Source organism: Paenibacillus sp. SJS-P3, from assembly GCF_056711585.1.
Genome location: NZ_CM160043.1, coordinates 210,707 through 222,926 on the forward strand (window position 1 = coordinate 210,707; position 12,220 = coordinate 222,926).

Annotated in this window: 11 protein-coding genes; 9 read left to right on the forward strand and 2 right to left on the reverse strand. The window is 59.6% G+C overall.

The window, feature by feature from the left end:
* The first annotated feature begins 43 nt into the window (after positions 1 to 43).
* The 4 genes from AC06G8_RS00990 (at position 44) to AC06G8_RS01005 (ending at position 4,055) form a co-directional block, all read left to right on the forward strand.
* A complete protein-coding gene (locus tag AC06G8_RS00990; protein ID WP_480284142.1) occupies positions 44 to 1,186 on the forward strand; it encodes an exo-beta-N-acetylmuramidase NamZ family protein in 1,143 nt (380 codons plus the stop codon).
* Between the two features lie 55 nt (positions 1,187 to 1,241).
* Positions 1,242 to 2,189, forward strand: coding sequence for an N-acetylglucosamine kinase (locus tag AC06G8_RS00995; protein ID WP_480284143.1), 948 nt, complete (start codon positions 1,242 to 1,244; stop codon positions 2,187 to 2,189).
* Positions 2,186 to 3,373, forward strand: coding sequence for an anhydro-N-acetylmuramic acid kinase (locus AC06G8_RS01000; RefSeq protein ID WP_447665054.1), 1,188 nt, complete (start codon positions 2,186 to 2,188; stop codon positions 3,371 to 3,373). The genes AC06G8_RS00995 and AC06G8_RS01000 overlap by 4 nt, the downstream gene beginning before the upstream one ends.
* A 460-nt stretch (positions 3,374 to 3,833) precedes the next feature.
* On the forward strand, positions 3,834 to 4,055 hold the full coding sequence (locus AC06G8_RS01005; protein ID WP_447665087.1) for a TM2 domain-containing protein: 222 nt from the start codon (positions 3,834 to 3,836) through the stop codon (positions 4,053 to 4,055).
* A gap of 69 nt (positions 4,056 to 4,124) precedes the next feature.
* Here AC06G8_RS01005 and AC06G8_RS01010 read toward each other — a convergent pair whose 3' ends face one another.
* Positions 4,125 to 5,708 (reverse strand): ATP-binding protein, encoded by a 1,584-nt coding sequence (locus tag AC06G8_RS01010; RefSeq protein WP_447665053.1) that lies wholly within the window; start codon positions 5,706 to 5,708, stop codon positions 4,125 to 4,127.
* 240 nt (positions 5,709 to 5,948) lie between these two features.
* On the opposite strand from AC06G8_RS01010, the gene AC06G8_RS01015 reads away from it, so the two are divergent.
* The 5 genes from AC06G8_RS01015 (at position 5,949) to AC06G8_RS01035 (ending at position 11,295) form a co-directional block, all read left to right on the forward strand.
* Positions 5,949 to 6,101, forward strand: coding sequence for a DUF1540 domain-containing protein (locus AC06G8_RS01015; protein ID WP_076359549.1), 153 nt, complete (start codon positions 5,949 to 5,951; stop codon positions 6,099 to 6,101).
* Positions 6,102 to 6,309: 208 nt separating this feature from the next.
* On the forward strand, positions 6,310 to 6,852 hold the full coding sequence (locus AC06G8_RS01020; protein WP_480284144.1) for a VOC family protein: 543 nt from the start codon (positions 6,310 to 6,312) through the stop codon (positions 6,850 to 6,852).
* Positions 6,853 to 7,581: 729 nt separating this feature from the next.
* A complete protein-coding gene (locus AC06G8_RS01025) occupies positions 7,582 to 8,055 on the forward strand; it encodes a DUF2231 domain-containing protein (RefSeq protein WP_447665050.1) in 474 nt (157 codons plus the stop codon).
* A gap of 184 nt (positions 8,056 to 8,239) precedes the next feature.
* Positions 8,240 to 9,178, forward strand: coding sequence for a 3'-5' exonuclease (locus tag AC06G8_RS01030; RefSeq protein WP_480284145.1), 939 nt, complete (start codon positions 8,240 to 8,242; stop codon positions 9,176 to 9,178).
* Positions 9,179 to 9,462: 284 nt separating this feature from the next.
* Positions 9,463 to 11,295, forward strand: coding sequence for a DUF2339 domain-containing protein (locus tag AC06G8_RS01035; RefSeq protein ID WP_480284146.1), 1,833 nt, complete (start codon positions 9,463 to 9,465; stop codon positions 11,293 to 11,295).
* Between the two features lie 124 nt (positions 11,296 to 11,419).
* On the opposite strand, the gene AC06G8_RS01040 is transcribed toward AC06G8_RS01035, so the two are convergent.
* The gene (locus AC06G8_RS01040; protein ID WP_480284147.1) at positions 11,420 to 12,202 is read right to left on the reverse strand and encodes an exodeoxyribonuclease III; all 783 of its coding nucleotides are present in this window, start codon (positions 12,200 to 12,202) and stop codon (positions 11,420 to 11,422) included.
* Positions 12,203 to 12,220: the final 18 nt, after the last annotated feature.

Genomic DNA, 12,220 nt, shown 5'->3' on the forward strand with positions numbered 1-12,220 from the left:
GGAGGCGGCGGATCCGCGGCGTCTTCCGCAGAAGGAGGCAGGGATGACTTCCATTCAGAACGGCATCGACCGGATCTCGGATTATGACGGCCTGCTGCGCGGCAAGCGCATCGGCCTGATCACGGCTCCGACCGGACTTGATGCGGAATTCCGCTCCACGATCGATCTGCTGCATGGGCGGTACGGCCTTGCCGCCCTCTTTTCCCCGGAGCATGGGGTACGCGGGAATCTCGGCGCCGGCGATCTGGTTGATGCTTATGTCGACCCTCAGACCGGGGTTCCGGTCTACAGCCTCTACCGCAAGGATTCCAAGAGGCTGACCGGGGAGATGCTGCGCGAGGTCGATATCGTCGTGTACGATATACAGGACGTGGGCACGCGCTACTATACGTTCATCTATACGATGCTGTACGCGCTGGAGGATTGCGCCGCCGCGGGCATTCCCTTCGTCGTGCTGGACCGGATCAATCCGCTGGACGGCGTTACGGTCGAGGGCAATGTGCTGAGGGAGGAGTTCAGCTCCTTCGTCGGCGGGTATCCTTTGGCCGTCCGCTACGGCTTGACGGCCGGGGAGGTCGCCTCGATGGCCAATGCGGAGCGCGGCTGGAACGCCGAGCTGCATGTGGCGGAATGCCGGGGCTGGAAGCGCGGCATGCTGTTCCCGGAGACGGGACGTCCGTGGATTCCTCCTTCCATGGGCATTCCGAGGTTCCATACGGCGCTGCTCTATCCCGGAACATGCCTGTTCGAGGGGACGAATCTGTCGGAAGGCAGGGGCACGACGGCGCCCTTCGAAACGATCGGGGCTCCCTTCGTGGACGGCGAAATCCTTGCCAAGGAAATGAACGGCTTGAAGCTGCCGGGTGTGCATTTCCGTCCGGTTCATTTCAATCCGCATATGTCCAAGCACCAGGGCTCCCTATGCGGCGGCGTATATGTGCATGTGTTGGACGAGAGGGCGCTCCGTCCGGTGGAGACAGGCGTACGGCTGCTGTTCAAGGTCAGGGAGATGTTCCCGGCCTTCGAATACCTCGCTCCTTACCGCAAGGGCGGGAGGCCGTTCATCGACCTGCTCGGCGGGGACGAGGGGTACCGGACGGAGAGTCCGGACGCCTTGCTGGAAAGGTTCGCAGACGAGAGCCGTCTGTTCGTGGAGCGCAAGAAGGCTTATCATTTGTACGAATAGGCAGCTGGTCCGCATTCGCGGCGATTGCACAGACTTGAAGCTTGGGGGAATCAGCATGAGCTATGTGGCGGGACTGGACGGAGGCGGCACCAAGACGGCCGTGGCGGTGGCGGACGAGACAGGCAAGGTCATTCATTCCTTCCCTGCAGGCCCGCTCAATTACAATGGCCATGACGAGCAGCGGGTCGAAGCCTCGATCCGGGAAATCTGCCTCGGGCTGGAGACGGCTTGCGGCTCGCTGGCCGCCGTCACCGACCTGTGCATCGGCGCGGCCGGGGTGAGCAATCCTTCGGTCGGAGGCCGTCTGCAGGCCGCCCTCCGCGCTGGCGGCTACAGCGGCGCGCTGACGCTCGCCGGCGATCATGAAACGGCGCTGGCCGGCGCGCACGGCCGGCTGCACGGCATCGTGCTGATCGCCGGCACCGGCTCGATCTGCTACGGCCGCAGCCTTGGCGGGGCGGCTCATCGCGCCGGCGGCTTCGGCCATCTGATCGACGACGAGGGCAGCGGCTACAGCATCGGCCGCGGGCTGCTGACGTCTGTCGTGCGCGCAGCCGACGGCCGAATCGGGCCGACCGCGCTGACGGAGCTCGTCTACGGAGCGCTCGGAATCGGCTCGGTGCCGGAGCTGGTCGGCTATGTCTATGCGCCGGGCCGCAGCAAGGCGGATATCGCCGCGTTCGCGCCGCTTCTCGGCGAGGCATGCGATGCCGGCGATGCGGCCGCCCTGCGGCTCGCCGCGGATAGCGGAGCTGCGCTGGCAGAGCTTGTACCGGCGGTCGCATCCGCGCTCGATATGGAGGACGGCGAGATCGCACTGCTCGGAAGCGTGCTGGAGCGCAGCTCCTACGTGAGGGAGGCCTTCCGGTCGGAGCTGTCCGCGCGGCTGCCGCGGCTCAGATGCGTCGAGCCCGAGCGGGACGCCGCCTACGGAGCGGTGCTGCTGGCGCTTGAGGCCAGACGGAGCAGGCTGGAGTCCGGCAAGGGAGGGGAAGGCCGATGATGACCTGGACGCCTCCCCGTCCGTACGCGATCGGCGTCGGACTGATGTCGGGCACTTCGCTCGACGGCGTGGATGCGGCCGTCGTACGGCTTGAAGGCAGCGGCTTGGACACCCGCGCAGAGCTGCTTCATTTCCATACCCGCGCGTACGGGGAGCCTCTTCGGGAAAGCCTCCGCAAGCTGTGCGATCCCGAGGCTTCCGATGTGGAGAGCTTGTGCGGCATGAACGTCTATATGGCGGAGCTTTTCGCGGCCGCCGTTCTGGAGGCGGTGCGGGATGCCGGGCTCTCCATGTCGGAGGTGGACTTCGTCAGCTCGCATGGACAGACGGTGTGGCATATGCCGGAGCCTCCCGCCGGCAAGCCCCATCTGTCGAGGTCGACGCTGCAGATCGGCGATCTGTCGGTGCTTGCGAAGCTCACGGGTGTGCTCGCGGTCGGCGATTTCCGTCCAGCCGACCTTGCAGTCGGCGGCCAGGGCGCGCCGCTTGCTCCTTACGGCGATCTCGTGCTGCTTCGCCATCCCGACCGGGGCCGGCTGCTGCAGAACATCGGCGGCATCGGCAACTGCACGGCGCTTCCTGCCGGAGCCGGGCCGCAGGATGTGTTCGCATTCGATACCGGGCCGGGCAATATGGTCATCGATGCGGCGGTGCATCGCCTCACCGGCGGCGCGGCCAGCTACGACGCGGGAGGGGCCATGGCGGCGCGCGGCACGCCGGACGCCGGGCTGCTGGCCGAGCTGCTGGAGCATCCGTACTTCCGCATGCCGCCGCCGAAGTCGACCGGCCGGGAGCTGTTCGGCGCCGCTTACGCCGACGGCTTCCTGGAGCGGGCCGCTGCCCGCGGCCTTGGCCCCGAGGATATCGTCGCGACAGCTACAGCTCTGACCGCCCGATCCATCGCGGACGCCTGCCGGCAGCTCGTGCTGCCGCGCTGCCCGGTTCATGAGCTGGTCGTCAGCGGCGGCGGGGCTCACAACGCGACGCTGCTGGATATGCTGGCAGGGCTGCTCCCGGAGCTGGCCGTTACGACCTCGAGCGCTCTGGGCATTCCGGACGACGCCAAGGAAGCCGTCATTTTCGCCCTGCTCGGGCATGATTTCCTGCTCGGCCAGGCCAACAACCTGCCGAGCGCGACGGGGGCATCGCGCCCGACCGTCATGGGGAAGCTCGCGCTTCCTTGATGGAGACAACGGCTGTCCTTTCGGACGGCCGTTTTTTTTGCATTTCCTTTACCAGGAGAAATATTCATTTCTGGAAGATATAAGCCGAAAAGAATACTAGGTCTTAATTCTTATTTTTCTAGACGAAATAGACTAGTTGTCGCCTGATCTTAGCTTTCGCTATTTAGGCCATTATGGGGGTAGTACGATGAGCATCAGTTGTTACGTTCATGACGGGGCAGTCTCCATCGGAACTTGCGTCGGCTGCGGCAAATTCATCTGCAGGGAATGCAATACGGAGGTACAGAACAAGAACTACTGCAAGAACTGCATCAACGCGCTTATGGAAGACAACCAAAGGAGAATCGCAAGCCTGGAAAATCGCAGCCAGCAGCAAGCTCCGATGGTATTCATGAACGCGGGCGGCGCTTCGAGCTCCTCCAGTTCGGCTGCAAGCTCCGGTTACGGCGCCGGCATCCCAATGGTCCGCAAAAGCAAGATCGCAGCGGCTGTACTCGCCATCTTGCTGGGGAATTTCGGCATCCACAAATTCTATCTGAACAGACCTGGTACCGGAATTCTGTATCTGTTGTTCTGCTGGACTGGAATTCCCGGCTTCATCGGCCTCATCGAAGGCATCGTGTATTTGCTGAGCAGCGATGGGGCCTTCGACTCCAAATACAGCACGTTCGCGAGAATGTGAAGCACGAAAATAAGGGTCGCGGAATCATTCCGCGACCCTTTTCCGTTATGGCGGCATTCGGAGTATCGGCTACCGGCCGCTGCCGGCAAGCGGAAGCTCCAGCGTGACGACCGTGCCTTCTCCCGCGATGCTGTCGATGGCAAAGCTGCCTTCATGCGCGGCCATGATGCGCTTGACGATCATGAGCCCAAGGCCGTTGCCGCCCGGCTTGGTCGTATGGAACGGCTCTCCCGCCCGCTTGAGCCCTTCCGCGTCGATGCCTGCTCCCGTATCCGAGATCGAGATGGATTGACGGCCGTCAGCCGCCTCCAGCGTAATCGAGATTTCCCCGCCGCGCGGCATGGCTTCGGAGGCGTTGCGCAGCACGTTGAGGAACACCTGCTTCATCTGGTCGCACTCGCAGAGCAGCAGCCCGGAGCTCTTGTATTCGCGTCTTATCGAGATGTTCTCCAGGCGGCATTGGAATTCGAACATTTGAAGCGTCTCTTCCAATAGGCCGGAGCATTCCCGGATAGCGAGCTGGCGCGTCTTCGGCCTGCCGAGGACGAGAAAGTCGTCTGTGATGAGGTTGATCCGCTCGATCTCGCTCATGAGCAGGGAGTAATGGGCAGGATCAAGCTGGCTCGAGGTGAACTGCAGCATGCCCTTGATCGCGGTGAGCGGATTGCGGATTTCATGCGCGATGCCGACGGCCAGCTGGCCGGCAAACACGAGCTTCTCGTTATGGCGGAGCTGCTCCTCGGCCCGCTTCATTTCCGTCGTCTCCCGCAGCGTGCCCGCAGTACGGATCAGCCGCCCGTCGCCGCCTACGATGGGAACGATGTCGAGGATGAAATGCTTCTGGACGCTGAAGCGCTTGTCCGAGAGCTCGAGTCCTACGATGTGATCTCCGCCTTCGTCCAGAAGCCGACGGAAGCAAGATCCGATGACAGGCAGGCTGCGCGCATCGAGGCCTTCGTACTTATCTGCGAGGCTGAGCATGCGGGACACGGAGTCGTTCAAGGTCAGAATCGTTCCGTGCTCATCCGTCAGGACCACGCCGAAGTGGGTTGTTTCCAGCAGCGCTTGCGTCAGAATCTGCTGCTGGGTGTTCTGCTTGCGCAGCAGCAGCTCCCTCTCGATGGAATCGGCCATCGTGCCGAGCAAGGCGAGCAGCTGGGGATGGGCGTTGTCGGCTACGGTCATGATCGAGATAGTGGCGTATATCCTGCCCGAGCCTCCCGGATCCGGCAGGGGCGCCGTGTAGCAGGCCATCTGCTGAAGCGGAAGATGATAGTGTTCGGCTCCGATCACCTGCACGGGTTCGTTGCGCTCCAGGCACAGCGTGATGGAGCTGATGGCGGTCTCCTCCCCGTAACGGACGCCTTCGACTATATTGAACTCGTGAAGCGAGCAGATCATGGCCGGATTGCCGCCGAAGCCGAGCACATGGCCCTCCCCGTCGGAGACGGCAACCAGCATCGGGTCCTGCGGCAGCAAGCCGAGGAATCGTTCGGCCAGATCAAGCGACACCTCGAGCACATCGGCGTAATCGGACTTCCTTTGACGAAGGGCGTCGGCGGCAAGCCGGTCCTTGAAATCGGGTATAATGGAGGAATCCAGCCCCATGGCATGGTAATATCGTTTCAATTCCTCGAAATCAAGCAACTCCATTCTCTGTTCTCCTGTCTGAACACTCGTTACTTTGAGAATACCATAAACGGGCCGGTCAACTCTCGGGGAAATTTGAAGTCTTGCATTGCAGACTCTATGTAAAACAGGGTATCATGGCAGTAGGTGTACGTGTATGAGAACGCAAATAAGCCCGATGAATCGCTGGAATCGATTCATATCAGGCTATTTGAGGTAAAGGAATTGTACACCCTGACAATTCAACCATGGAGGTGAATCATCATGGCAAAAGACGTTCTGTGCGAAGTGAACTCCTGCAAGAACTGGGCCGACGGCAACAAATGCAGCGCTTCGTCGATCTACGTGGTCAGTCACCGTGGACAAGCCAGCCAATCCGAAGAGACGGATTGCAAAACGTTCGAACCGAAACTGTAATTCACATATGATTTCTCTTGGGGCAGCCGTTGCAGCGGTTGTCCTTTTCGTTATGCTCTTCTACTATAATAACCAATAATGATAATTGTTATCAAGTGGTTGAGAGAAAAAGTTTTTAACCCTCATCAGCTTTTCATGTTGGCAGCTCTCTCCAGATCCATAGAGGCCGATTGACAAAAAATGCTCTTCCAGCATCCGGATATTTGATATGATGGAAACAGAAATGGAAGGATATGGACGTCGGCAGGCCGAACGGCCGCCGGTCCGCAAGGAAGGAACGGAGGGGTACAGGCCTGGCGTGGCGCCGAAGGCTTTTAAAATGATCCATGGAGGGAAAACGATGAGCGACAACGAGGAGACGTTCGGATCGGCAGTTGCTGCAAGTCCGGTCAAAAACAAGGTCGGCAGCTATTTCATTCCGGTAAGGAATATCGAGGCTTCCCGCAGCTGGTACTGCAAGGTGCTGGGGCTGATGGAAGCCGATTGCCCGATCCATTTCGGGCATCTATGCCCGCTGCCGATGCAGGGAACGGGATTGATCCTCGACACGATGCCCAAATGGGGAGGCAGCGATCCGGACGGGGCTCCTTCGATCCAGACGCCGGCGTTCATGCTTCTGACCGATAAGCTGGAGGAATCGCTCGCTTATATGAAGGCGCTTGGCGTCAGGCTCGTGACGGAAATCGAGCATGACCAGTGGTTTGTCGTTCTCGACCCGGACGGCAATAAGCTGATGATATGCAGGGAATAAGCAAGAAGCCCCGTCGCTGCCGCAATCAGGCAGAGGACGGGGCTTCTTGCCGCTTCCGGAGTCTGGGCTGCTGGTGCCGGCAAGCAACCGCCGGTCCGGGGGATACAGAACCTATCGATCGGGGGTACCCGCCATCAGGACTCCTTCGAAGGATGAACGGAATCGTATTTCCGCAGCATAGTTAGAAACATTCCGTAGTGTCTTTTTTCATCCAGCAGGATCATTCTCCAGACTTTGTTGATCTCTTCCATGGTTGAGTTTGCAATATGGTTTGTATAATGATTGATTGCAGTCAACTCAGCTCGCTTCCCTTATTTTGCTGGTGACAAAGATCGGTTTTCCTTGCGGTTGCCCCCCCCCCCCCGGAACGGTATAGCTCACCATCTTTAACCCTTGATTAGGTAAAGTGAATGGTTAATCTTATGCATTTTTTAGGGCTTATGATGGTTGACGAGGAAGGTAGGGGAAAGGTGGGATGTGCTGTTCTGCTCTGCAGCCTTGTAGATATAATTTTTCGGGTCATGCGCGTCTTCTTAAGAGAATTTAATTTTGCTCGTTTATATTGAAACCACAAGAACGCATGAAGCCATCCTTGGATCGGAGGAATCGAAATGGCGAGAATGAACAAGGAGTGGATTGTCCTATAGGAACATAAAATGAACGCAGCTCATGGTTGCCAACAATTGTACGGTGGCATAAAAGAAACAATTAAAGGAGGAAAAGCAACTTATGCTGACTGAAATCATGAACCATCTGCACCCCATTATCGTCCATTTTCCAATTGCCCTTATCTCCATCGGCCTCGTATACGATCTTGTAACTTCGGTTGTTCATCGTTCCCTGCCGCCAAGGAAAGGACTCTGGTTGTGGTTGGCGGCGGCATTCGGAGCATGGCTGTCCGTAGCGACCGGTCCGGAGGAAGATGCCCGTGGCAATACATCATTTCTTGAAATTCACTCCATGTTGGCCGACATCACGGCCTGGGTCGTCACTCTGCTCGTATTGGGCAGAATTATTATGGCATTCAGAGGCAACCGGTCTCTTGTCAAAATGACTTTGGCGGTATATCTGGTTCTGTCTATCGCTTCGTTCGGACTTGTGCTCGGTACCGGCTATTATGGGGGCAAGATGGTTTATTCGAACGGAGTAGGCGTCAAAGTCAACGGAACGGCCGTCAATCCTCCGCGAGCAGACAATCATTAATGAATAAAGAAGAAGGGCGAAATCCAATAGCGAGGAGCTATCTCGGAGTTTCCTCTGAAGCTGAAGGCTTGACGGGCATCCCCTCCGCTGTCGACGCTTGATATAAAAGCCGAATGCTCCGCTGTGCTTGATCGTCCAATATCGTGTATGATGGGAACAATGGATATTGCAGCGGAGGTTGAGCATGGATTATATCGTGTTGGATATTGAGTTCAACGGGCGGAAGTTCGCCAGCGACAAGCCGATGGAGGTAATCGAGATCGGCGCGGTCCGGCTGAACGAAGCCTTGGAGAAGATCGACGAGTTCACGGCGCTGATCAAGCCGGTTTATTTTGCCAAGCTGAACAGCTTCATTCGGGAGAAGACGGGCATACCGCAGGAGGACATCGATGCGGCGAGCGGGTTTGTTCCGGTCATCCGTCATTTCCTGGCTTGGCTGGGGAAGAGCGAGGCCTGCACGTTCGTGACATGGGGCGGCGAGGACATGAAGCGGATCGTGCTGGATACCCGCATGCACAAGCTTGACGATGCCTACTGGCTCGCGGCTTCCTATTATGATCTGCTCAAAATCTATTTGCGCGCGCGCAGCCTGACCAATGATGTCAGCGTCGAAGCGGCTTTGGCGGAGCTTGCCATTCCGGCCGAGGGCAGCGCCCACCGGGCTCTTGACGACGCCCGCATGACGGCGGAGATTTTCCGCCGCATCTTCCCTGACATTCAGCATGAGACGGACGCACGGCAGTACAAGGACACCTACTCCAACGCCAAGGAACGGAGAATGGTGAAAAATGCGATCCGCGGCCTCGCCGTGCAGAAGGTGCAGCCGACTTGGGAGCTGGTGGCCGATAAGCTGGCCCAGGCGAAGGTAGACATGGACAACGCCAAAAAGGCGGCGGAGCTGCGGGACTACTACGAGGCGGAGATCGTGAAGGCGCCGAAGCGGCCGCAGACTCCGCGTCCAGGCATGCGTCCGGCTGGTGAATCGTCCGCCGAAGCGGCAGACGTCTCGGAAAGACAAGCAGATCAGGAAGCTGTAATCGTTTCGGAAGAACCGGCGGTTGATAGCGAGGCGTCTGCAGATTCATCCGGGCAATCCCATAGCGGGAGAGGCGCGGACGCTTAAGTCATCCCTCCTTGGATTAAGGCAGTGAAACCATAGAATGGCCTTTCCGTTTTGGACATGCCCGTTTGGGGTCGGAGCAGGATTGGCATGTGCATACGATCTGTGCTGCAGAATGCCGGCGATTCATCGTCGGCGTTTTTTTATGGAAGCTCAATGGATAATCAAGGGCTGTGAACCGATATAATCCTGAAATGGGATTTGGAAGGGACTGGATGCGTGTAACGTAAGTTTGGAACGGCTTCGCAGCAAGCCGGCATATTTTAGCGTTCAAAAGGGGATAGCACATGAAGCTCGAAGAGAGAGTCGAACGATTGGAACGGCTTATTCAGGGCTTGGCGCTCGAGCTGGCGGAGCTGAGGCAGCAGCAGGCTGCTTACCTGCCGTTGTCCGGCGGGGAGCAGCGGGTAGGCGCTGCGGCGCCGGCATACGGAAAGACCGAGGCATCCGAGCAGGCGAGCGGGGGGCAACCCTCCGAGCATCCGCTGCAGACGGCGCCGGCCCGATCTCATGCAGGGGGCGGGCATCCGTCCATGCCGGGATCTGCTCCGAGGCCTGTCGGTCCTTCCGGACATGCGGCAGCGGGAGGAACCGCGCCTTTGCAGGCTGCTCCTCGCCCGCCCGCCCCTCCAGTCGATTGGGAGCATCTGCTCGGCAGGGTGTGGCTGCCGCGGATCTTCATCGTCGTGCTGCTGCTCGGCGTGCTGTGGGGCTTCGCCGCAGCCGTCAATGCCGGCATGATCACGCGCCCGGTCCGCTGCTGGCTCGGCGCTGCGGCGGCGGCATGCATGTTCGCAGCCGGCATCCGGCAGATGCGGCACAAGCGGGAAGCGCTCGGCCAGGCGCTGCTTGGCGGAGCGCATTCGCTGCTCGTGGTGACGTTGTTCGCGGCGCATATGCTGTACGGATTCTTGTCCGTTCCGCTGGCCTGTGTCCTTTACGGCATCGCCATCCTGCTGTTTGGCGCGACAGCGCTCGCCTACCGCTCGCAGTCTCTCATGCTGCTCGCCATGGCTGCCGGATGCCTGATTCCGTTTCTCCTTGATTCCGATGCTTCCCATGTCTCCATTCTTGTCGCTTATGAAGGGCTGTTCGCGGCTTCCGCGCTGCTTATCGGCTGGAGGCTTCAGTTCCGCTGGGTGTACGCCGCTTCCTATGTGCTTCTGCAGCCTTCGCTCCTCGTCGCCGCCCTTCTTGGAGCCGGCGATGGAGCGGAATGGTGGTTCCTCTGCGCCCAGCTCTTGCAGCAGGCTGTCCTCCTCGCAGCGTACCTGCTGGAGAAGCGGGAGGCTCCGGTCTTCTCCGAGCGGAGAGGGCTTGTGTTCACTTCCTTTGCGGTTACGGCAGGGTGGGCATACCTGCTGCTGATGCCGAAGCATGAAAGCCAGTATTTGATCCTGGTCGGGATCGGCGCGGCTGTCTACAGCCTTCTGGCTTACTGGCAGCTGTCCAAGAAAAAGGAAGCGGCCGAACTGCTCGCCGTCACGGCGACGCTCGGATGGATCCTGCTGCTTCTCGAGTCGCTGCCGGGCACTTATGCGGGAGCGGCACTCGCGGTCGAAGGGACGCTCGCTCTGGCGATCGGCCTGCGCATCCGCGCTCCCTACCAGCAGGGAGCGGGGGCGGTCATATTCTTCATCGGCGCGATGCGGATTATCGGGATGCCCATCGATGCCGTCGCATCGCTGGAAACCTTGAGCTGGATCGTCCTGCTGGCGGGCTTGCTGGTCCTGTACAGAATGGTCCTTGCGAATAAACAGAGCCCGCAAGCGAAGCGGGGCGCCGGAGCGCTGTTATGGCTGACCGGAATTCTTGGCCTGGTGTTCTTGACCCAGCTCACGCTGGCAGCGTCGAGGCTACTGGAGACGGACAGCCAAAGGCTGATCTTGTCCGCGGTATGGATCGTCTATGCGATTGCGCTGATCACGGGCGGAATCATGCTGCGGCGGCCGAAGGCCCGGCTTGCCGGCATGCTGCTCGTGCTGCTCACCTTGCTGAAGGTCATCTTCATCGACGTTCCAGGCGTGACGATCGCCGTCCGCGCGATTCTGTTCATCGGTCTCGGGGTGGTGGGCATCGCTGTATCGCGAGTCATGTACAGCAAGCAGAAAAGCGAGTAGAAAAAGAGGGTCCCGCGAGGGACCCTCTTTGCCGTGCATCCAGAGCGTATCCGCCCTTGGGCATGCCGATGCGTGCGGCTTCCGCTGCAGAGGCATCGGCCGCCTTGCTTGCTATCGCAGCGTCCTAGGCTTCCGCAGATGCGCGGCCCGGCTCTTCCGCCAGCTCCAGCACGACCGGACAATGGTCGCTGCCCAGCACGGCGCTGTCGATGGAGGCGTCCTTCAGCAGCGGACGCAGCCGCTCCGAAGCCAGGAAATAGTCGATGCGCCAGCCGATGTTCTTCTCCCGCACCTTCGGCATGAAGGACCACCAGGTATAGGCGCCCTCGGCTTCGGGATGGAAGTGGCGGAACGTATCGACGAATCCGGCTTCCAGCAGCGTCGTCATCCGGCCCCGCTCTTCCTCGGTGAAGCCCGAGTTGCCGCGGTTGGCGCGCGCATTCTTGAGGTCGATGTCCTGATGGGCGACGTTGAGGTCGCCGCACAGGATGACGGGCTTCACGGCATCCAGACCTTGAAGATAGCGGAGGATGCGCTCCTCCCATTCCAGCCGGAACGGAAGGCGGGACAGGTCGCGCCGGGAGTTGGGCGTATAGACGTTGACCAGATACCACCCTTCGAATTCAAGGGTGAGGATGCGGCCTTCTTCCTCGAAGTCGTCCTCGAGTCCGTACCGGACGGACAACGGCTTGATCCGGGTCCAGACGGCCGTTCCGGAATAACCCTTGCGAACCGCGTAATTCCAGAACAGATGATAGCCTTCGGCATGGTCCAGCTCGATCTGGCCTTCCTGCAGCTTCGTCTCCTGCACGCAGAAGATGTCGGCATCCATATAATTGAAATAATCGGCAAAGCCTTTCTTGACGCAGGCTCTCAGCCCGTTGACGTTCCATGACACCAGTTTCACTTGCATTCTCTCCCCGCT